Source organism: Bradyrhizobium sp. B120, from assembly GCF_049075665.1.
GTDB lineage: Bacteria > Pseudomonadota > Alphaproteobacteria > Rhizobiales > Xanthobacteraceae > Bradyrhizobium.
The window spans coordinates 4489501-4509387 of record NZ_CP185242.1 but is presented as its reverse complement, the minus strand read 5'-3'; the positions used below and the strand labels follow the sequence as shown (position 1 = coordinate 4509387).

The 19887-nt window shown below is 57.4% G+C and carries 17 protein-coding genes; 8 read left to right on the top strand and 9 right to left on the bottom strand.

Annotated features, from left to right (window positions below; genetic code table 11):
• Positions 1–1892: 1892 nt before the first annotated feature.
• From ACOIX3_RS20600 to ACOIX3_RS20590, 3 genes are all read left to right on the top strand, one after another.
• On the top strand, positions 1893–2645 hold the full coding sequence (locus ACOIX3_RS20600) for a hypothetical protein (protein WP_420971623.1): 753 nt from the start codon (positions 1893–1895) through the stop codon (positions 2643–2645).
• 99 nt (positions 2646–2744) lie between these two features.
• Complete coding sequence (locus ACOIX3_RS20595) at positions 2745–3023, top strand: DNA-binding protein (protein ID WP_420971622.1); 279 nt, start codon at positions 2745–2747, stop codon at positions 3021–3023.
• Positions 3024–3280: 257 nt separating this feature from the next.
• Positions 3281–4483: an AAA family ATPase gene (locus ACOIX3_RS20590; RefSeq protein WP_420971621.1), complete on the top strand. Its 1203-nt coding sequence runs from the start codon at positions 3281–3283 to the stop codon at positions 4481–4483.
• Positions 4484–5048: 565 nt separating this feature from the next.
• Here the strand turns inward: ACOIX3_RS20590 and ACOIX3_RS20585 are convergent.
• The 3 genes from ACOIX3_RS20585 to ACOIX3_RS20575 are packed head-to-tail and all read right to left on the bottom strand — an operon-like array spanning position 5049 to position 8397.
• Positions 5049–5945: a plasmid partitioning protein RepB C-terminal domain-containing protein gene (locus ACOIX3_RS20585; RefSeq protein ID WP_420971620.1), complete on the bottom strand. Its 897-nt coding sequence runs from the start codon at positions 5943–5945 to the stop codon at positions 5049–5051.
• A 3-nt stretch (positions 5946–5948) separates the two neighbouring features.
• On the bottom strand, positions 5949–6827 hold the full coding sequence (locus tag ACOIX3_RS20580) for a ParB/RepB/Spo0J family partition protein (protein ID WP_420971619.1): 879 nt from the start codon (positions 6825–6827) through the stop codon (positions 5949–5951).
• On the bottom strand, positions 6805–8397 hold the full coding sequence (locus ACOIX3_RS20575; RefSeq protein ID WP_420971618.1) for a recombinase family protein: 1593 nt from the start codon (positions 8395–8397) through the stop codon (positions 6805–6807). Before ACOIX3_RS20575 ends, ACOIX3_RS20580 begins: the two co-directional genes overlap by 23 nt.
• Before the next feature lie 68 nt (positions 8398–8465).
• Between ACOIX3_RS20575 and ACOIX3_RS20570 the strand changes: the two genes are divergently transcribed.
• Positions 8466–8915 carry a hypothetical protein gene (locus tag ACOIX3_RS20570; RefSeq protein ID WP_420971617.1) on the top strand — a complete coding sequence of 150 codons (450 nt, stop codon included), beginning with the start codon at positions 8466–8468 and terminating at the stop codon, positions 8913–8915.
• A 430-nt stretch (positions 8916–9345) separates the two neighbouring features.
• Here ACOIX3_RS20570 and ACOIX3_RS20565 read toward each other — a convergent pair whose 3' ends face one another.
• The 6 genes from ACOIX3_RS20565 to ACOIX3_RS20540 form a co-directional block, all read right to left on the bottom strand.
• On the bottom strand, positions 9346–9894 hold the full coding sequence (locus tag ACOIX3_RS20565; protein ID WP_420971616.1) for a hypothetical protein: 549 nt from the start codon (positions 9892–9894) through the stop codon (positions 9346–9348).
• Positions 9895–9997: 103 nt separating this feature from the next.
• Positions 9998–12031 carry a hypothetical protein gene (locus ACOIX3_RS20560; RefSeq protein WP_420971615.1) on the bottom strand — a complete coding sequence of 678 codons (2034 nt, stop codon included), beginning with the start codon at positions 12029–12031 and terminating at the stop codon, positions 9998–10000.
• Complete coding sequence (locus ACOIX3_RS20555; RefSeq protein ID WP_420971614.1) at positions 12016–12903, bottom strand: TRAFAC clade GTPase domain-containing protein; 888 nt, start codon at positions 12901–12903, stop codon at positions 12016–12018. Before ACOIX3_RS20555 ends, ACOIX3_RS20560 begins: the two co-directional genes overlap by 16 nt.
• On the bottom strand, positions 12900–13907 hold the full coding sequence (locus tag ACOIX3_RS20550; RefSeq protein ID WP_420971613.1) for a TRAFAC clade GTPase domain-containing protein: 1008 nt from the start codon (positions 13905–13907) through the stop codon (positions 12900–12902). The genes ACOIX3_RS20555 and ACOIX3_RS20550 overlap by 4 nt, the downstream gene beginning before the upstream one ends.
• A 13-nt stretch (positions 13908–13920) precedes the next feature.
• Positions 13921–15012 carry a GTPase-associated system all-helical protein GASH gene (locus tag ACOIX3_RS20545; protein ID WP_420971612.1) on the bottom strand — a complete coding sequence of 364 codons (1092 nt, stop codon included), beginning with the start codon at positions 15010–15012 and terminating at the stop codon, positions 13921–13923.
• Complete coding sequence (locus ACOIX3_RS20540; protein WP_420971611.1) at positions 15012–16346, bottom strand: metallophosphoesterase; 1335 nt, start codon at positions 16344–16346, stop codon at positions 15012–15014. Before ACOIX3_RS20540 ends, ACOIX3_RS20545 begins: the two co-directional genes overlap by 1 nt.
• A gap of 767 nt (positions 16347–17113) precedes the next feature.
• On the opposite strand from ACOIX3_RS20540, the gene ACOIX3_RS20535 reads away from it, so the two are divergent.
• From ACOIX3_RS20535 to tnpB, 4 genes are all read left to right on the top strand, one after another.
• Complete coding sequence (locus ACOIX3_RS20535) at positions 17114–17437, top strand: hypothetical protein (protein ID WP_420971610.1); 324 nt, start codon at positions 17114–17116, stop codon at positions 17435–17437.
• Positions 17438–17528: 91 nt separating this feature from the next.
• Positions 17529–18956, top strand: a complete 1428-nt coding sequence (locus ACOIX3_RS20530) for an IS1182 family transposase (protein ID WP_420969453.1) — start codon at positions 17529–17531, stop codon at positions 18954–18956.
• A 168-nt stretch (positions 18957–19124) separates the two neighbouring features.
• Positions 19125–19520, top strand: a complete 396-nt coding sequence (tnpA, locus tag ACOIX3_RS20525) for an IS66-like element accessory protein TnpA (protein WP_173637247.1) — start codon at positions 19125–19127, stop codon at positions 19518–19520.
• Positions 19517–19864 carry an IS66 family insertion sequence element accessory protein TnpB gene (tnpB, locus tag ACOIX3_RS20520; RefSeq protein ID WP_050382259.1) on the top strand — a complete coding sequence of 116 codons (348 nt, stop codon included), beginning with the start codon at positions 19517–19519 and terminating at the stop codon, positions 19862–19864. The genes tnpA and tnpB overlap by 4 nt, the downstream gene beginning before the upstream one ends.
• The last annotated feature ends 23 nt before the right edge of the window (positions 19865–19887 follow it).

The following is a 19887-nucleotide window of genomic DNA, read 5'->3' as shown; positions in this document are numbered from 1 at the left end:
CCAAAACGTCCCGAAGCGGCCCCTTGTGAGTCTTTTTCACATCGGGATTTCGGGCGTTTGCCGCTTTTAAGACTACCGCTTTTAAGTTACATTCGGTTTGGGCAGACGGGTTAACAGAAGTGACGGCCGGGCCCAGGCGTTCAGGATTTGATGATTATGGATGCTACCTTCGCTAAGGGGTGTCTCATCGCTATCGCGATGTCCCTCCCCGCTCACGCCCAGCAGAGCCCGTCCGCCCCAGATTTCTCGTCATTTGGCGTGCCTGTCGAAACGATCAGACCCATGCGTCCGGCCGCGTCGCCAGGCCCCCTCGCAAGGCGTTGGCCTCCTCATGTTTGCGCCGAGATTCAGCGGGTAGAGACAACCGTTATTTCAGGCGCGCTCCCCGATGATCGAGCAATGAGCCGCATTGGGCTGTTGATGCTCGAGCAACTTCATTGTGGCATTGACGTCAGCAAGAAGCTCGCGGCTGACCAAGCGGTTCTCACCGACTCGCAACGACGGGCTCAGCGGGATTATGAGGAGAATTTGGCTGCGGCGCGAGCGGCGCCCTCGCCCCAGGAACCAATTATCGTGCAGCCTCCCCAAGCGGCCCATGAGTCGGCCATTCCAGATCCGTCTCCTCCGCTGAATTGCTTCACCACTCGGTTGGGAGGCGGCATGTCGACCACGACTTGCCGCTGACCACTTGCGCGCCATGGGTCGCAAGTGTCTGTGCCAGCGTCCCGTATCATTCTGTCTGTGCCAAACGACTAACTAACTGTGCCAGTGTGTCTGTGGCACCGCACGCTATCAATTACCCGACCGGGACACGTGTGCCACAACCTTCAGCCGTGCTGACACAGAACGCAGACTAATCAACCCCTTGTCTGGCGCCCTTTAGCGGCTTCGGGAGTTCGCTCTCGCGAGAAATAGAAGAAATGAGCAACGAAGTTGTTTGTCGGCACTGCGAAACCCGGAACCGCGTCTCGCAGTTCTCGGTTAGAGGGCTGCCTTGGTGTGGAAGGTGCGGCAAACCTCTGCCCGAACCAATCTGGATAAGAACTCTCCGTCCGCTCTATCGCTTCCCTCGGACCTTCATTGTTACGGCCATCGCGCTCGCGATTGCGTGGGCAAACAAGGAAAGCCTAGTTGACGCCGCGTCTATGACGATCTCTTGCGCGCCCCAGCCCGCCCCAGGCACGGGGATCTTTGCACGCTACTCCAGCATAGAGCGAACCGTACCGTTCTTTGTTGAGGCCCCGAGCGGCTCGCAGTACTTCGTCAAGCTGACTGATGCTCGGACGGATGCTCCGGTCATCTCATGGTTCATTCGCAGCGGTGATCGACTCGTGACGACTGTTCCTCCAGGGACCTTCAAGCTGAAGGCAGCGAGCGGAGAACTGTGGTGCGGAGAGCCCAACTTATTCGGCGGTACCACTGACATCATAGAAGCGGGACGTGCGATCGAATTTCAGCTTGGCGCGGCTCACACTGTCAGCCTTGACCTGCACCGTGACGGAAATCTTCCAATACATCGCATCGGCAGGGCTAAATTCTAGTCCGCAGTCGGTGTGCCATGTTGATTTTTGCGACACGCCTGTCAAGCTGGCACAGTGGTTATGGCGGTCGCTGCAGAAATGCGCGCATTATTGGCCTAGCAGCGATCGAAATTTGCCAACTGTGCCACGGCACGCGCGGCTTTCTGGCGACACGGATGAGGTCCACAGCCACGCCGCATCCGCCCTTTCGCGGTTAATCGATACGGACATAAGCTGCTTGAGCACTGCTTGAGTACTACTTTAAGCAGAAATTTCGTACATCAGGGGACGCCGCCCCGTGTGAACGCCGAGTCTGTATCGCCGGGATGGTTACGGTGTGGCACATCCGGACGAATTGCTGACAACCAGCCTATGATCAAAACTACCAAAGAAGCTTTGGGCGCCCGGCCAGACCCAAAATGGCGATCTGTGGCCGACGCCGTTTTCTTAGAGTTCGGCGAGCTGTCCCCGAATCAAAGGCGTTTTTCGCTTAACTATAGATGGACGAATGCACCTGTTTCAGTCGACGTAGACTGCGCCTCTCGAACATTTAAGGTCAGCTTCCGCAATGGCGGAGCCATCCAGCTTCCACCTTGGGAGTTGCTAAAGGCAGAGAACCTACCCGAGAACGCCCTCGTGGCGGCACTCGTCTTTAAATCGGTCTCGGCAATCTGGCACTCCATGATCGAGCAATTCGCGGCCTCGGTCGCTAAAGGTAATTATAGGCTGTTTGCGCGGCTCGACGATCTCCGGTCAGGTTTTGAGGAAATTCCCTACGACCATTGGCGCCTTTACCGCGTCACTGATTGGCTAGCCGGATCAGGAATCGGTCCCGAACAGCGCCGCGCGTGGAGCCTGCACGTTTTACGACAATCTCTCGTCAAAGCCTCGTCAGGAAGAAAGCCCGTGTATGATCAGGACCTCGTCAACGACGAGGTTCAACGCCTCTTCAAAACTCTTGGCCGCTTTGGCCCGGATAAGAAAAAGGGATGGAGGACGCGCGCCGATTTGGAAGAGCGGATCGCGCAGTTTTTCTACGATAGACTAAGGAAAAGCCCGTCAAAAAGCGTGCTGCAAAAGCTGGCTGCTCGTGGGATCGAGGCTTATGAGGCTAAGCCAACCTGACATTTCCGGCCCATTTCCGGCCTTCCCGGCCTACAATCTAGAAAACTCGATGTAGTCCTGCTGTTCACTTGCGTCCTCACGAACAGCCAGGAACAAAAAATGCCGTTCAATCAATCCGCAGATCCTGCGCTTCGCTTCGAGCTGGGCCAGAACAGCATTGTTGCTAGCGTCAATGAGACGATGGCAGCGCTCAAAATCGGTCGCGCCAAGACCTACGAGCTCCTGAACTCGGGCATGCTTGAAAGCTATCTGGAAGGCTCATCTCGCAAGATTACCTGGCGAAGTATTGAATTTTACATCGAACGCCGGCTCAAAGAGGAAGGGGAGCGCCGCGCTCATAACGCTGAAGCCGCGAAGCATCGTAATCGCGTTCGCTGAGACACTCGTATGCTCGCTCGCCCACGCCTTCCCAACCGATCCTCCGCCAAAACTGTCGCATTCGGAGTTGGCGGTTCACATTACCGTTTGATCGTTAGCTTCTTTACGGACAGCCGGCTGGGACGGGCCTTACTAAGCGCTGGTCGCCCCAACTTCCGACTCGACGTTCCGGCATTCCCGGAGGCCAAAGCGGTCAACGAGGCTCTGGCAAGGGGACGAGAACTCGACCTGCCCGCGCCAGAAGTGCAGGTTGGCACATGACTATCATGGATGCCGAATGTGACGACGATTTCCTACGTCGCGTTCACAATAGCGTTCGCCAAATGGAATTGCTGGATCCTCGAGATTCGTGGAAGCACACCGGTGAGCCCCCACCCGTCCAGAGCCCGAATGAATATGGCCAGATCTGCCCCGAACACGTTGTACGCGCCCCGCTCGGGCTACCGCCCAACCTGCCCTTGACTGTTAAGGAATGGCGCGCTCGAAAGATCGACGAGCCGGATTTCCTATGTGGCAGCTGGCTAACGACAACGAGTCGGGTACTGGTCACTGCAGCAACCGGGCTAGGCAAGACTAATTTCGCGATAGCTCTGGGACAGGCGGTTTCCTCGGGTGCAGGTTTCCTGCATTGGACCGGCCGACGCCCTGCGAGTGTTCTCTACATCGACGGCGAAATGAGCGCACGCTTGTTGCGCTCACGCCTGATCGACGAGGCGGCGCGCCAAGACGACGACCCCGAGTATTTCTATGCGCTGAGCCATTCTGACATTCCAGGATTTGCTCCACTGAACACGACGCGGGGACAGGACGCGATTGAGCAGCTGGTAGCCGAGATCGGAAGCGTCGACCTTATCATTTTCGACAACATCATGTGTCTGATCGCCGGCGATCAGAAGGAAACCTTGCCCTGGCAACAGACCTTGCCTTGGGCCCTCTCATTGACCCAGCGAGGTATCGGCCAAATCTGGATCCACCACACCGGCCACGACGAGACCCGCGGCTACGGCGACAAGGCCCGCGAATGGCAGATGGACACGGTGATGCATCTCGAGACCGCGAAGCGTAATGACACCGACGTGTCGTTCGCGCTTCGGTTCAGGAAGGCGCGCGAGCGCACGCCAACCACCAGGTTTGATTTCCAGGACGTCAAGATCGCGCTGGTGAACGATCGATGGGAGCACGAGCTCACTGATGCCCGCCGGCAAGGCAATCTCTCCCCGCGTGCCCACAAGGCGCTGGAGGCCCTTAAGAACGTCCTGGCGAGCGAAAGGGCCTCCATGCTCTCGGGCAACCGGCGGGGCGCGCATCGTGACGACTGGGCCGCTGAGTGCAACGCCCGTGGTCTTATCGACCTGAAGGGCAAGGCGAGGAGCGCACGCACCTTGATGAACACGTTTCGCCGCGAGCTCGTCGGTGCCAATCGCATCGCATGCGAAGAGGACTTGCAGTGGCTACTCTGATGGCCCTTTGGATCACGGAGAAAGCTCGCGTTTTCGACTGTTTCGGAGGCTGTGCGAAACAGTCCGAAAATAGTCGGTGTTGGAACAGCGCAAAACACTACGAAAACAGCGTTGCAACAGTTGAAAACAGCACCTGAACAGCGGCCCGAAACAGTGAAACAGACCTCTATAGAGGTGGCGAACCGTTTCGCCCCTCGCGCGCATCCCGCTAGCCATTCGTTCCACACCGTCCGAACTCCGCCTTCGGCTTCGTTCCGCCTGGTGCGCCGCTGATCACTGAGGCGTGGCCATGACCAGCCTCCAGCCGCGCCAAGCCGTCGCAGATCAGAGCCGTTTCGAAAGGCTCACGGTCACCAATGAGCCGCAAGATGAACGATATCACGTCGAGCGATGATGGGTAACGGAACGTCCATCCTCCGCATTATGTTGATTTCGTTACGTTCTATGGTGATTAGCCAGAAAGCCACGGTGAGAATCCACGGTTGCGCTCACGTGTCATGGCCCACTCCCCGTTTTGCCGCCAGCGGCTAAGCATCGTACCGACCGAAACGCGAGGAAGCCTTGGTTAGGCTGCGTCTGCTTCGGATTCGGTGATCCGTTGGAATTCAAACAGCAGCTCCTGGAAGTGCTTTGCGAGGTAGCCAACCACGCGCCCGTTGCGCAAAAGCTTGGAGACGTAGCCGACGGCCAGCACAAGATCCAGATGGTCGGCGCCATAGGTCTGCTCCGCAACCTTAAATTCGCGGGCCAGCGATGCAGATTCCCGCTCCATCAGTGCGAGCTGCTCGTCCGACAAGCCCTTAGGCTGGCGCGGCGTGTAGCCGGCCGCCAACTGGTTCCGGGGCGTCGCGGCCACCAGTGAGCGCACATAGCTGTTGGAAAAATTGTTCATCGCGATCATCAATTCGGCCGCCTCGATCTGGCGGATCGGAGCGAGCTTGCGCAGCTCTGAAAACGAATGGAGCGTCAGGTGCTTCTCCTTCAGAAGCTCGACCGCCTCAGTGCAGATGCCATCCAAGAGTTTGCGGCGCCGGCGGATGCTGGCGACGTCGACATTGAGCGCTTTAGCGATACGCGCCTCGGAAACGCCGTTTTCGATCGCTTTCAGGATCATCCGGTGCTCCTGGATGATCGCGATCCGGTTGACGCGCTTGTTGTAGGTGAAGGCTTCGTCCTCGGTCGACACCAGGCATTCAATCTCTGAAAACCCGCGATCCCGTAACACCTCAAGGCGCAGATGGCCGTCGAGCAGCAGGAATTTGCCGTTATTCTCGCGGCTGCGCGCCACCGCCGGAGGCTCGACAAGCCCGATCTCCGAGATGGAGGCCGCGATCTGGCAGTATTTCGCCGAGCGCTTCACTTCTTCTGTTACGAGCTTTAACGGCTGAATGTCGGCGAGCCGGACTAAAAGGGTCCGTTCTTCGAAACCCATGCGAACCGAGATGTGCGGCCGGCGTGCCATAGGCTACCCTTGGTCGTCCAGACGAAGCGCGAGATTCTTCGGCAAAGTATCGAGCTTCTCGGTCTGCAGGAGCTCCAGAAAGTCCGGTTCAGTCAGGAGTTTTCGTAAGGCTTCCAAGATGAAAACCAGCCGCGCTTTGGTGCTGTTTGACTTCCGGATCAGGATTCGCTTGCGATCGACGTCCTGCCGATAGGTGCGTAGCAGCGCATTGGAGCTGAGCGGGGTGCCGTCGGAACGGCGTGGACCGGCTCTGTATCCCTTGCCGCGGCGGCGCCGCTGTTCGATCAACTTCTTGGCGGCCAATAGGCGCTGACCGCGCAGTAACTTCTCTTCATAAGCTTGTTGCAATACGTCCTGGACGTCACTGTCTTGCGCCTGCGCTATTACGACGGCGACGCTAACCGGCATTTGCCCTGCCTCGACTGCGCGCAAGAGCCGGTGCTCGCCGCCTTCGAGCAGGCCGCTCACACCCTTGACGTATTCGACCGTGAGGCCGGTCTTGCGGGCGATGTCGTCGAACTCATAACCCCGCTGGCGCAGACCTTCGATATCATGCAAAAGGTCGATCGAGCGATGTTGGCGGCGAGCACAATTCTCGACCAGGCTCATGATCGCGCTGTCTTCGTTGGTAGCGTCGACGATCACAGCAGGTATCTCGCGCTGCCCGAGCGCCTGGTAAGCCTCAAGTCGTCCCTGACCGCAGACAAGCTCATAGCGCGGCTCGCCGTTACCCAACTTGTGCTTCACCGTGATCGGCCGTTTCAGTCCGAGCTCGGCGACGCTGGTGACAATCTCTTTGAAGATGCGGCGGTTTCGCGCCCGCGGGTTAGCTACATCGATGGCGCCAATCGGAATAATCTCAATGGATTGACCCGAGCCCATGGCTGACCTCCATCAATTGGGAGCGTGCGGCAAGCTCAAACAGCATATCGAGCGTGTCGAAACGGTAGGCATCGAGCGCAACCCCATTGTATTCGGCAAGAGCAACGCGGTCGGCCGTCATCTCAAAGCGCGGAAGCAAATAATAGTCTAGGATGGCGCTGTTCATCTGGTTCATGCGGATTGCGACCGTAATATCGGGACGCAAGCCTGCGTCGAAACGGACCTTCCAACGATGAGAACCGGCCATCGTCTCCTGCGACCGAACCACGCAGAGCGACGTTGTGAATTCATCGTTTACAGTTAGGAGATCGGTCTCCGTATCTTGACAAACCAAGCCGCCGATTTCCTCGATACCGCGGATCGTTGTCGTGATCAGGTCCGGGTACATTCGGCGCAGCGCGCGATTGATCTCGATGTAACGATAGTCCCGATCGGGCGTGAAGCCGATCAGCTCGTAGGCGCGGATCAGACTGCCGAAACGAGTACGGTAAGCGCTGCTCGAGGGGCCGAATTCTAACTCATCGATGATCATTCCCGAAAGGAAACCGTGCTGCTCCAACAGGCCACGCAAGACGTCCAGTAGCTCTTCATCGGAGTATCGCTTGCAACGCTCGGAGATGATGGCTTGGGCTTCCCTGAAGGTCTCTTCTCCAATAATTGGTTCAAATGCCTGATCATGCCTTATCCAACGTTCGGGAGGATTGTAGATTCGACGTCCTTTGAGCTTGCATGAGCATCTATTCCAGACATTGTTGCCGATGTATTTCTCGTTGATCAGAATCTGGTGGACGGTCGCCCGTGTCCATGAGCGATTAAGATCCGTGGTGATGCCCTTGCAATTGAGGTTTTCGGCGATCTCCTTTTCGATCTTACCTTGCCTAACGAAGGCATCGTAGACGAAACGGATAGTTTCGATCTCTTCCTCCGGACCCGGGATCAACACAATCCGATCGGTTTGGATGCTCTTGTATTCGCCTCGCACAAGTTCGGCCTTCACGAAGCCATTTTGATCGATTAGTCGCCGTCGCAATCCATAGCCGGCGGGCCCGCCTTGCCGGTAGCCTAGTTCGATCAGGCGGCGCTGCCCCGCGAAGACCTTGACCGACAGTTCGCGACTATATTCGCCCGCCATCGCACGCTTGACGCCTTTGACGATAGTCGAGACTGGGCTGCCGTCATTTTCGAATTGTTCAGCGCAGTAACGAACCGATATGCCCGCCCGCTTGCAGATATATTCGTAATAGGCGCTCTCATCGGCATCTTGAAACCGACCCCACCGGCTGACGTCGTAGACTAGAATGGTCGAAAACGTCGCTGCGGCAGTTTGCACGTCTTCGATGAGCTGTTTGAGCGCGTCGCGATTATCCAAATTGAGACCACTTTTGCCGCTGTCTTCATAAGTCTTGTCGATCCGGAACCCATGACGCGCCGCATATTCGCGGATTGCTTGGGACTGGTTCGCTGTTGAGTATTGTTGATGATCCGTCGACATCCGCACATATTCTGCGGCGGACGTCAGGCCGTGATTTGACGGTATCTCAAATTTTTTATCGGAGGCGACCGGCAACATTGCTGCCCCACTAACGTCATGAATGCATGATGCGGTGAGCCAAACTATAACGTAGCTCGGGGGGAAACATGTTTCCAAAAACGGGCAAGAAATTTCCGGGAGATGAAGGCGTTACATTTTCGACCTACGCGACCTTGATCGCGGATATCCTCAAGTCTGAGCTTGGAAGCAGTCATCAAGCGCATAAGACCTTGATGCGTTGGACGGGAGCCAATGAAAGGACAGCCAAGAATTGGCTTTCGGGTTCAAACGGGCCGAGCGGTGAGCACCTGCTGCAGCTCATGCGCAATTCGGATCGCGTTTTCGAGTTTGTCTTGAAACTATCGCATCGACCTGCGGTCCTCTCCAATCAAAAACTCGCCGAAATATGCAACAGCCTCCGGATCACGGCTGACCTGCTCTCGGAAGTTATCGAACTGAAGGACGGGTACGCCCAAAAGAGCGTCAGCCGAAAGGATTCGGAAGTCGGCCACTGTAAAACGGGGCATACTTTTGCTTCTGGTGGACGCACCCGGTAGCCGGTGCGGGCTCTGTATTCTGGTAGACTTTTGGTCCAGGGCGACCAACGCTCCGGCCGTCCTCACGTCGGCTGTCAGCCGTATTTCAGAGATCAGACGGTCTCCTCGCTGCCGTTTGTTATGCATGTGGACCGTGACAGACATCCCCTCCTCTACACAACGTTGATATCGTTACGCTCTAAGGCGATAACCTGGAAAGCTACGGTCTAGATCCACGGTATTGGGGCCATAAGCCAACGAGGAGACAAAGAAATGGTCGCGTTCATTGTCCGCATTGCTCCCGTCGTGAGCGCGTCACCGTTGCATTTCATCAAGGGGAGATCTTGCCAGGCAGGTCGCCCTGCCATGCCGCGAATACTTTTATCGGACTACTCGCGGCTCCACTGAAGGTTGGAAGCCATCGGACGGGCAATGGTCAATGTCGCGATGGTTAAGGCTGAATAGTAGGCCATTCATCGGAAAGTATCGTCCTGCCTTTTGGCAGCTCGTTGTACGGGCTATGCGCTCGGAAGAAATCTCGCCAGAACCGGAGGACCGCTTCAAAGAGCATCGCAGCAGGCGCGATGTTTGGAAGGCCCTCTTGCAAGCCCATGTCGACCACGAAATGGGAGTATCCTTCGTTATAGGCCACTTCGTTGAAGGCGAAGGTGTTCAGCGAGCCTACCTGGTGCATTCTGATTTGCGGACCGTTGGCGGGTTGGAAATGCTTCGAGCCATTCGCTAGCGGCTGCATCTGCGCGTACCAGATGCTCCTGCTGTCTAACCAATCCCTAAAGGCCCTAATATCCTTAGCGATGCCAAGTTCCTTGCGCTTGGCTGCATCGTTTTTGAGGAAGTCTTTCCAGATCCACTCATGCAGGTGATAGGCTGTGATGACAAAATTCATCGCGTGCCGCGCAGAGCTTGGGTTCTCGCAGAAGTCGTCGAACTCCTGGACAAGCTTCGCGTAAAACTGGACCGGGTTGGCGATGCCGAACACGGCACACTCCGTCAGGCGTTGAACAGACCGAAATGTAGCGCGAATGTGCCTGCCAGCATCGGCCTTGCCTAGCGTAGCACGAACTAAAAACGACGTCTGCGTACTACGACAAGAGACGGTCGATCTCGGCCATCCGGTGCATCTCGGTTTCAGAGGAGGTACCCTCTAATCGCTCTCGCACACGCCTCAAGTATCTCTCTCCACGCGAGGACCTAGCCACGGAAACTGCCAATTCGCGCCAGAGTATGGGGTCATCCACCAGGTTCGCGAAATCCACCGGATCAAGGTCGCGCTCGACGAACCTTTCGACCACGACCTGTCGAAGTCGCCAACAGCGATCCCATTCGTGCCATGGAGCGACCCATGGCAATCTCTGATAGAGAAGAGCCCATCCTGCGGCAGGCATTCTCCCCTCGGCTAAAGCGCGATGCACAGCTTCAACGGAACTCTTCATCAACGCGGAGGGAGCGCCGGATTGCCAGCCAAGCGCACGCGTTAGCAGAAACGCTTTCAAGTAGTCTTCGTGTTCTCGGCCGACCGTGCCTCGAGCCCGTTTGAACGCCTCGAGCCATGGATCGATTCCGCCGCCGCTTCGCGCGGCGTCCGGATAAGTGGCACGCGCGAGAATGAGCAGAAGCGGCATGAAAGTCAGCATCCCCGCCGAAAGCGCTTGATTGAGTTCGTCGCTTCGATTGGTAAGCGCCCGGAGCCAAGTGTCGAGCTTTGTCGGCTCCAACTCGGACCCGACCTTCTCGATTGCTTCGATCAAGGGATTTGCGCCGAATTTCCTCACGGCCAAGTCGGCGTGACCGATCCCGCCGACGATCATGCTGATGACGATATCGGCAGGTCGCGCCCCCGTCGACGAGGCCAAGACTCTCTCGGTGTCCAGTCCACGGATGGACCAGAACCTAGGAGAACGAAGAAGATCCTGCCGCCACCTCACAATCTCTGGTGCGACGGCAGGCTCTTGCTCAATGCCAGCCAAAAGCGCATCTTCATCCATCGACGCAAGCTTCATTTCAATCGCATCCGTCAAAGGGTCTTTTGTCGAAAGCGCATTTGCGAACGCAGATGGCTGCCTTCGCCAAAGCTCGCCGCTTGCCTTCTCGGCGATCGACTTGTCGAAGTCCTCATGCGAGCGAGCCTGGCTCAACACGAGCTGAAAACTTTGCTCGTCGATGCTCTCTATGTCCTGCGCCAATCTTTCCACGATCGATTTTCGGGCCGTCACGGCCTGCGAAGATCCGATCTCCTCCAGCGCCGCTATCGCGCCGGAGACCTGCGATAGTGGCGATCGCCCGTAGACGAAGGCAAATATCCGGGCCAAGGGACGCATCGCCCCTCTCCCACCGGAAATTTCACCGCCACTAACCCGCAGAAAGCGCCGAAGACCTTGGGCATCCGGCTCGAGCAGGTCCTCGACGATGGGAGCGAGATCAGGATCGAGAGATTCCCGCGATGGCACGATGGCGTTGAGTATTCGCATTCGCGGAATACGTGCCGTGGCCGACACCAGCTGAACGTCGAAGGCTTCCGAGGAGGTGGAGCGATCGTTCGAGGCGAACGTGCAAAATCTGAAACTTCTGCGAAGTTTTGGCCACTGCTGCATCCAGAACTGAACAACTAGATCCTCGTCATATCCCGCATCGAGGCCCGCGACGACCTTACTCGTCGGATGCCCATACACGGCGCCCGCCAATTCGCCTGCGGCTTGCGCGTTCGAAATGCTCGGATCTGACGATGTCGAACTCGCGACCAGCAGATCCCGACTGTAGGAGTCTCGAGCATTCGATATCGGTCGTCTGAGCAGTGTCAAAATGGGCGACGCCGAACGCATCGCTGCGAGGTCCGAGAAATCGACGAGGATGGAATGCGTCCACACGCAACCGGGACGAGGCATCTCCGGCGCGGACCACGTCCTCGCGACCACGTATTTGGCCGCTTCGATTAATGGATATCCCGTCAAATATCCGTCGGCCGGCAACATCCCGCCACCGGCGGCGTCGCTGAGGACCAACATAGTCCTGGCGTCGCGGGCCGACAGCGACGCTGACCCCACAAGAAGCCGATGTCCCTCGCCGTAGCCGTGCAACGTCTGCTGACACCTGAAGGCGGACGCTAGTTCATCAGCCATTCGAGCGGCTCTGTCAGATCGTGTGTTTCGGACCCGTCGCGAAGCAACCTTATCCGCTTCGACGCCAGATCGAAATCCCGCAAATGTTCGGCTTCCTTGCGAGTCTTCGCCTTCGGATTATTCTCGTCGTTCTCGTCGTACTCTCCGCCTTGAGCACTCAAACCGTAGGTTCGGAATGTCCAGCCGTCACGTCCGCTCTTAAGATACTGATCGAGCATCGGTAGCTTTGCGGACTGGAATTCGGCTGGGGTTTTTCCCTCGCCCTCCGCCTTGTCCCATGCCCCGATCATGACCGCTACACGACGTGGGCCGCGGTCGAGAGGTGCCCGCCTGAAATGTTGGAGCAAATCGATCAGTTGGACCTGCGTCGGCGCGTGAGCGGGCAACCACTCTTCCGGTTCTTCCTCCACCTTCTTGCCGCCCTCGACGCTTGCCTTAAGAGCTTCCCGCTCGGTGATCCAAGCGGGTGCGCGTATCCTGTCCCCGTTCAATAACAACATGATGTTGCTGGAACTGAGATTTTTGACCAAGTCCTCGTCGAGCTTCCGCTCCTCCCACATCCTACGATATTTCTCGCCTGGAACGTCGGGGAAGGTAACGCTGACACTCCGTTCCTCACCGTCCAGGAGATTCATGCTCACCGATTTCATTCCGGCGATCTGAGTTCGCCCCTGCTCCTTGGCCTTGCGCCAGAGCTTCACGATCTTGTTGAGGTAGGCGTAGTCCTGATTGCTCATCGAGCCGTACCGCAACTTCGTCTCGATCTCGCCTGTCTGTACTAGATGCCACAGAGCCGCAAGAAACGTCGTCTTGCCTGATCCCGGCAAGCCGACGATCGAGACGCCGGAGCCAAACGCCACGGTGTTCATCATTCCTCCCTCGGCACGAGCTTCGAGAATACGCGATCGTCGGAGACGATACGCTGCGAGAAAGGTTCCGGTCTGGACGGCTGCAGCCAGAAGTCGAGCAATTCACCCAAGCCATCCCCTCGCTTGACAGTCATGTTCTTCGGCGAGGCAGTCGTGACGAAATGACGAATTTCGCTGAAATCGTCCTCAAACTTCTGCTTTAGTGAAGAGACGAGACGCTCGAAATCGGCCGCTGTGCCGGCCGCCCTACCGGAACCATGCACGGCATCGTTTTTCGTCAGGACAATTGCCATCTGCGGCCGGCGCCCGAACGTACGCGCCTCCTGTAACCCTCTCACGATCGGCGAAATGGCGCCCATTACGTCGTGCCTGGTCATCGGGTCGGAAAGTCGAACGCCGTCAACGAGAAGCGTCACGGTGTCCGCCCGCCGTAACTCGAACATCGGCCCGGCGTTGGAGATCTCATCCGCGACCTCCTCGTACTCTTCGCCCGATCGGTCCGCGAGCAGTAGCGCGACCGGACCTTCTTCACCAGGCACATTCAGATCGAGGTGATAGAACGCGACCTCGCCTCGCTTCGTCCGTTGCGAATGAGCGATGCCTCGTTTCGAGGCAACTCGCGAGTCATGGCAGATCTCCTCGAAGCCATGCAATGTCGACGAGCCGGCGAACGAGATACCTTTGACCACCCCCTCTTGAAATGAATCGTACATTCCTGCCAGCAGGCTGGTCTTGCCGCAATCATGGGTGCCGATGATAGCGATGACTCTTGATGGCGTCAGGCGCAGCAGGGGGCCGGCTTTGACCGCGTTCAACGTCGTCCCCGTTTCGAGATCGACACCCGCTTTGGGCGGCTCGGCCTCTTGCGCCTCAGCGCTGATCGGCGCAGAAATCGTCGGCGGTTTGCCGTAGAACTGACAACTGTCGAACGGTAAGCCTTCGACGCACTTCCGGTCGACCGCGACGCGACAGTCAGGATTCGAACACGTCAATTCCACCGCGCTCATCGTTCGTCGCGCCTCACCTGCACGTCAGAAACAGGCGCTCGCGATAGAACAATTCGCCGAGCTCGAGGGGCGATACCGCTTCGTCCTCGCCCAATCCGGTCATTGCCGCCCAACTCTTTGCCCAAGCCTCAGGATTGCCGGTCTCCACCCGCTTATCCAGGGCGAAATGTATTGGTGTGGTGATCGGCGAAGCGGACACGGTTTCGACCGTTTTGGCAGCCCATTGTTCCGAGACAGCGTTTACCGCCGCGACGACGGTCAATTTTCCGCGAGACTTGAGACCGGCCCGCGACAGCAATGCGGAGAGCGCCAAAGGACCAGGGCTCGACGCCGTGCGATCGACGAGCTCTCGCGCAAAGACGAGCGGCTGCATCGCTTGATCGACCTTGTCGAACGGGAGATTCAAATCGAGGCTGCGTTCGCCGAGAAGCCACCAAAGCATCTGGAGCTCCTCGTCGGCCACGCGCATATAGGCGCCCATCTTATCGATAGACGAATTGATCCTTGTCACGGACTCTTTGAGAGCGACGTCGACCGCATCCCGAAGCCCGGTGAACACCGTCTCGAAGGTCTGCGGCGCGTTCGGTTGCGCTTGCGATAGATCCGGCTCCCAACCGATTTCGGAGAGGCCGATCTTAAGGCTCGCCAGGTCCGGCCGTTTGCGGCGGTCCGCGCCCAATTCCTTGATCGCCTGCTCCGCCAATCCAATCAAATCCATAGGAAGCTGCGGTTTGCGCGCGCCGCCGAACCCAGCAGCGGTGATCGCGAGCGGCGCCAACGAGTAGGATTTGGAGAGCTGTACGAGAGTGCATGCAGCGAGGATTTGGTTTTCCCTCGTAGCCGCAGGATCGTAGTTGCCTGTGGTCGCAAAGGCGGCGTGGAATTGCTCCAGCTTTTCAGCTAGTTCGGGATTCTTGTGACCCGCGGCCGGCGCCCTGGTATCGAATGCCAATCTCACGAGGACTTCGACCGTCGCACGATTTCGCGTCGCCACGATCTGATCGATACCGCCCCATCGCGCCTGCTCCAGCCCTTCCTCAAGAGATACCTCGCTATACCAGCGCGCGAAATCTGGATGCATCAGAGCGACCCTGCGTTCGGCCATCACCTACCCTCCCTTTCCGCGACCAGTTCGGCCAATCTGTCCAACAGGTCGCGTTCCTTGGCTCTTATGAGCGCTTTTCCGTATCTCTCAGGCTCCGGCAGCGAAACCTCTTCCGTGCTGATCAACCCCAGGTCCAATGCAATTCGCCGCCTGTCGCTGGACGCCAAATCCCAAAAGCGGCTCACGATGTTGCGACTTGCTTCGCTTCCCATGGCAGCCTCCGCATCCGTGGCGCTGGAAATCGCTGGTGCCGGCGAATTGCCGACGTCTCCGTTGGAAGCGATCGGAACACCGAACGCTGGGACGGTGTCTTCCGGAAATGCAATGGTGTGCCGAAAAACGTCTTCGTCGCTCGACGTCTTGATGGGACGAAAGGCTTCTGGGTTCGACTGATATGTGAACTGGTGCGTCTCGATCGACAACCTTCTGTCCTTACCTGCCCCAAAGACTTCGATTTTGACCAGATTATACCCTGGTTCATATTGCCTTTCATTCCTGGACGGATTGACCGCGCCGGCGCCCCATCGCACGAAGTCGGTGTCATGATGCACGCGCTGGCGGTGCTTGTGACCAAATATCTGAAACGTGGCCCGTCGATTCAATGCGTCTTCGACCTCGTCCCCATCGATCAGCCAATCGAAAGGGTGGTGACACATCACCATGTTCACAACGTTGGGGACGGGATCCAGCGCGGTCTGCAGAGGACTGACGTAGAGCGAGGGCCTGACATCATCCTTGCCGTCTCGACCGGACAATATCGTCGACGTCAAGCCATGTATTCGGAGCTTGACGGTCGGGGACAGATCTAGGTCCTGCTTCCAATAAATGCGGCTTGGCCAAATCTGGCAGTGCATGGGCGCGGCGAAGTCGTTATAAGCCGCATGCCCGCGCAGGAGCGCCTCACCGGTTTGGAGGTCGGCCAGTTGAGATGTCAAAGCGCTTTCGCGCCAGTCTTTCTCCTCGGCAATAGCACGCTGCGCGTTACGCGTACTCATCGCTTTCGAGATCGCAGTGCGATCGATGTCGTGATTCCCGGGGATGACCAATATCCGCTCAGCATGACACCCGCTGTCCTTTGCGAGCTTGAGCAGCCAAGTCTTCGCTACACCATACTCCAAGGGATCGCCTTTGAAGGCCACGTCGCCACCGACGAGGATGGCGTCCACATTACCTAGCCGCGCAACTTGGGTCGCCAAATGCCGCTCCAGGCGCGTCCGGACGCCGCGGTCGGGGTCCATGTCCGGATTCAGACATTGGGGGGCCTTAAAGTGGATATCGGATATGTGCAGCAGCAGCATTTTCTTGCGATTTCCTAGCGCTTTTGCCGACAGCAAGAGTCAAATCGGGCCGATGATTCCCTCCGTCAGGCAATCATTATTCCCTAACCCTTTGTCGATATTAGTAGATTTTAAGATTTTTGCCGCGATAGTCATATGTCGGATGGGATGGGGAAACATATATTCCACTTGAAACGAGCACAAGAATTTTGGCTAGACCCAAGGTTGCCGGCAGTGCGTCATTGTTCTGATTTCTATGAATTAATATCCATTCGTCGGCTGCATTCCGGGCTTAGATCGAAAGTTGGCTTACGTCTGAAGCTATACGGGAACGTCGGCATTGAGCACGTGTGCGCACCGATCTGAAGCAGCACGTTGTCGTCGACATGCTGGCTGTGAGTGTCCAATCTCGGCCGCGATGATCAACTGCGCGACGGATTTCGACCGCTCGCGGGAGGCGGCGGACAGATGCTCGGCACCAGCATGCCAGTGGCACCGAGGATGTACCGGACGGTCGCCAAAATGCGACCGTTACCGCTGGCCTTAATCAGGCTCGGAGCCCAGTCCATCGGACGTGATTAGCATTGGGAAGTAGATCAAACATAGCCCGTGGCTTGAACCGTAGCTATTTGCGCAATGCCCTCGGAAAACTCAGCTAATTCAGCGCGGTTGACAGGACACCCCTTCCGCCAAGACTCCGACCTATAATACTGATTCTACACAACTTTTTTGATGCCGGCGAGTCTATGCCCTAGCACCGGCCCCAGCGGCTAGCGCCCGTCGCCGAATTGATGACTGGAGACCGAATTTTGTCGACACCTCCCGTGTTCAGCCTTCTTGGCAAAGAAACAGATGATGGCTGGAAGATCATCGAGCCGGTCGGATGGAAGCTCGATTCTACAGGGCGCCCCGTTCGAGCCGGTGACCCCGGCTCGGGGGGAAATTTCTCGGCCGGGTATCGAGTGCAGAAGGATGGTCGGAAGGCCTTTCTAAAGGCGATCGATCTTAGCCCAGCTATGCGCGCAAGCGACGTGATCGCCGCCCTGAAGATAATCGTCGACACGGCAACATTCGAAAAGTCGCTCTGTGCGATGTGCGGCGAAAAGCGTACGCATCCGGCGGGCGCCGTCTTGTCTGACACGCTGTAATTCGCCAAGCGTGTGACCTTAAGTCTAGCAGACCGTGTGAAAAGTCCCCGAGGCGGATTCCAATGACAGGGCCGTTGCGTTAGAATCGCGCATGGCACACATTTCTGGCTCGGATCGCTCGCAGCTGCTGCTTTTGCCCGAGGCGATCGACGATTACGTCGACGTCGAGAATCCGGTCCGCTTTATTGATGCCTTTGTCGATGGGCTTGATCTCAAGAGTTCAGGCTTCGCGCGGGTGGAGGCGAAGGTCATAGGGCGACCGGGTTACGATCCGGGGGACCTGCTAAAGCTTTATATTTACGGCTATCTCAATCATGTTCGTTCGAGCCGACGGCTGGAAGCCGAATGCCATCGGAACATGGAAGTAATTTGGTTGCTACGAACTCTCAAGCCGGATTTTAAGACCATAGCTGATTTCAGGAGCGACAACCGTGCGGCGTTCAAATCGGTTTTTCGCGAGTTCACGGTCTTATGCCGACGTCTCGATCTCTTCGGGCGAGAGCTCCTAGCGATTGATGGCACGCGCATCAAGGCCGTCAACAACAAGGATAGGAACTTTACGAAGGCATCACTGGATAAATTCATCGCCGCCGCCGACAAGAAGCTTGATGACTATCTAGCACGGCTCGACACGGGCGATGAGATCGAGCACGCGATGCCGGGGGCGCGCACTAGGAATCTTGCTGAGAAGATCGAGGCTCTCAAGAGAAAGCGCGCGGAATATGCAGCTTATTTGAAGATCCTGGAGAGGAGCGGCGATGATCAAGTATCGATGACCGATCCTGACAGCCGCGCCATGGCCGGGCATACCAAAGTGGGCGTCGGTTACAATGTTCAGATCGCGGTGGATGCAAAGAACAAGATGATCGTCGAACAGGCGGTATCAAACGATGTCCTGGACATGGGTCTTTTGCAACGAACCGCCGAGCCCGCGCGAGCTATACTTGATGTCGAAAAAATCAACATCGTTGCCGACAAAGGCTATTACAAGATAGAGGACATTGAGGCGTGCGAGCAGACAGCTCTGATACCCTACATGCCACGGCCGCAGCGAGGGGCGGCAGTGAAGAATGGCTTCTTTCGCAAGGACGAGTTCCGCTACGATAGTGTGAGCGACGCCTACGTCTGTCCGGTCGGGCAGTCGCTGAAACGGATACGTGAAAGCCGACTGCGCGAACTGAAGAAGATCGAATACGGAAATCCAAAGGCGTGCCGTGCGTGTCCCCTGCGCTCACGCTGTACGAAAGATATTCGCCACATCTCGCGTCTTGACAATGAAGGCGTACTCGACCGCATGGCGGAGCGTGTGTCGGAGAACCCAGAAATCCTTAACCGGCGCCGCGAAATCGTCGAACATCCTTTCGGCACGATCAAGCAGTGGATGAACCAGGGCGCCTTCCTTATGCGCGGGCTCGAAAACGTGCGCGCCGAGTTCAGCTTAACGGCGCTCGTCTACAATCTCCGAAGAGCGCTCAACATCCTTGGCACGAAAGCACTTCTGGCAGCCGTGCCTGCGTGAAATTCGGGCGACAGCACGAAAAATGCGACTTCATAGTCCTCCTGAACGGCTAAGGACAACGTTCGTCGGTCAGATCATCAAATATTTGCTGGAGCGAGCGCAAGCCAATACGGGTCGGAAATACCATGGACTTTTCACACGGTCTGCTAGCTTTAAGGTCATCAGGCGATGCGGGTCGAGGTTTTGGGCGGGCTGGAGCGTCGGCGGCGTTGGTCGCAGGATGACAAGGCACGGATTGTCGAGGAGACGTTGGCGCCGGGCGCAAAGGTGACAGCGGTTGCACGTCGCAACGGAGTAGCGGCCAGCCTGGTGTTCACCTGGCGTCGTCAAGCGCGGACATCCGAGCAGGTCGCACCGTCTTTTGCGCCGGTGCAGATCGCCGCCACGGAGGCGGAGGAAACTCCGAAGCTCTTACCTGCGGGTGATAGCCGAGGGCGGTCTGTAGTGGCCGCGCGTATTGGATTGATCGAGATCGACCTCGGTAACCGGCGACGGATCCGAGTGGATTCGCACGTCGATCCAGAAGCGCTGGCGCGGGTCCTCGAGGTACTTGAGCGCCGATGATTGCCATACCGGGTAATGTGCGGGTGTGGCTTGCGACCGGCCACACCGATATGCGCCGCGGCTTCCCGAGCCTCGCGCGTCTGGTCCAGGAGAGTTTGAAGCGTGATCCGCATGCCGGTGATCTCTATGTTTTTAGAGGCCGCCGCGGCGACCTGATCAAGATCATCTGGCATGATGGCCAAGGCGCGTGTCTGTTCACGAAGCGGCTGGAGCGAGGCCGCTTTTTGTGGCCATCAATGGCGGACGGCGTTGTGACGATCAGCGTTGCGCAGCTATCCTATCTCCTCTCCGGAATTGATTGGCGGATGCCGCAGGCAACCTGGCGTCCACAGGCTTCCGGTTAAATCGAGCGGGATTTTTTGCGACG

What these genes read in the sequence shown, in the direction of transcription:
- ACOIX3_RS20600 (WP_420971623.1), top strand. Translation starts at nt 1,893, where the DNA reads ATGATCAAAACTACCAAAGAAGCTTTGGGCGCCCGGCCAGACCCAAAA.
- ACOIX3_RS20595 (WP_420971622.1), top strand. Translation starts at nt 2,745, where the DNA reads ATGCCGTTCAATCAATCCGCAGATCCTGCGCTTCGCTTCGAGCTGGGC.
- ACOIX3_RS20590 (WP_420971621.1), top strand. Translation starts at nt 3,281, where the DNA reads ATGACTATCATGGATGCCGAATGTGACGACGATTTCCTACGTCGCGTT.
- ACOIX3_RS20585 (WP_420971620.1), bottom strand. Translation starts at nt 5,945, where the DNA reads ATGGCACGCCGGCCGCACATCTCGGTTCGCATGGGTTTCGAAGAACGG.
- ACOIX3_RS20580 (WP_420971619.1), bottom strand. Translation starts at nt 6,827, where the DNA reads ATGGGCTCGGGTCAATCCATTGAGATTATTCCGATTGGCGCCATCGAT.
- ACOIX3_RS20575 (WP_420971618.1), bottom strand. Translation starts at nt 8,397, where the DNA reads ATGTTGCCGGTCGCCTCCGATAAAAAATTTGAGATACCGTCAAATCAC.
- ACOIX3_RS20570 (WP_420971617.1), top strand. Translation starts at nt 8,466, where the DNA reads ATGTTTCCAAAAACGGGCAAGAAATTTCCGGGAGATGAAGGCGTTACA.
- ACOIX3_RS20560 (WP_420971615.1), bottom strand. Translation starts at nt 12,031, where the DNA reads ATGGCTGATGAACTAGCGTCCGCCTTCAGGTGTCAGCAGACGTTGCAC.
- ACOIX3_RS20555 (WP_420971614.1), bottom strand. Translation starts at nt 12,903, where the DNA reads ATGATGAACACCGTGGCGTTTGGCTCCGGCGTCTCGATCGTCGGCTTG.
- ACOIX3_RS20550 (WP_420971613.1), bottom strand. Translation starts at nt 13,907, where the DNA reads ATGAGCGCGGTGGAATTGACGTGTTCGAATCCTGACTGTCGCGTCGCG.
- ACOIX3_RS20545 (WP_420971612.1), bottom strand. Translation starts at nt 15,012, where the DNA reads ATGGCCGAACGCAGGGTCGCTCTGATGCATCCAGATTTCGCGCGCTGG.
- ACOIX3_RS20530 (WP_420969453.1), top strand. Translation starts at nt 17,529, where the DNA reads ATGGCACACATTTCTGGCTCGGATCGCTCGCAGCTGCTGCTTTTGCCC.
- tnpA (WP_173637247.1), top strand. Translation starts at nt 19,125, where the DNA reads ATGCGGGTCGAGGTTTTGGGCGGGCTGGAGCGTCGGCGGCGTTGGTCG.
- tnpB (WP_050382259.1), top strand. Translation starts at nt 19,517, where the DNA reads ATGATTGCCATACCGGGTAATGTGCGGGTGTGGCTTGCGACCGGCCAC.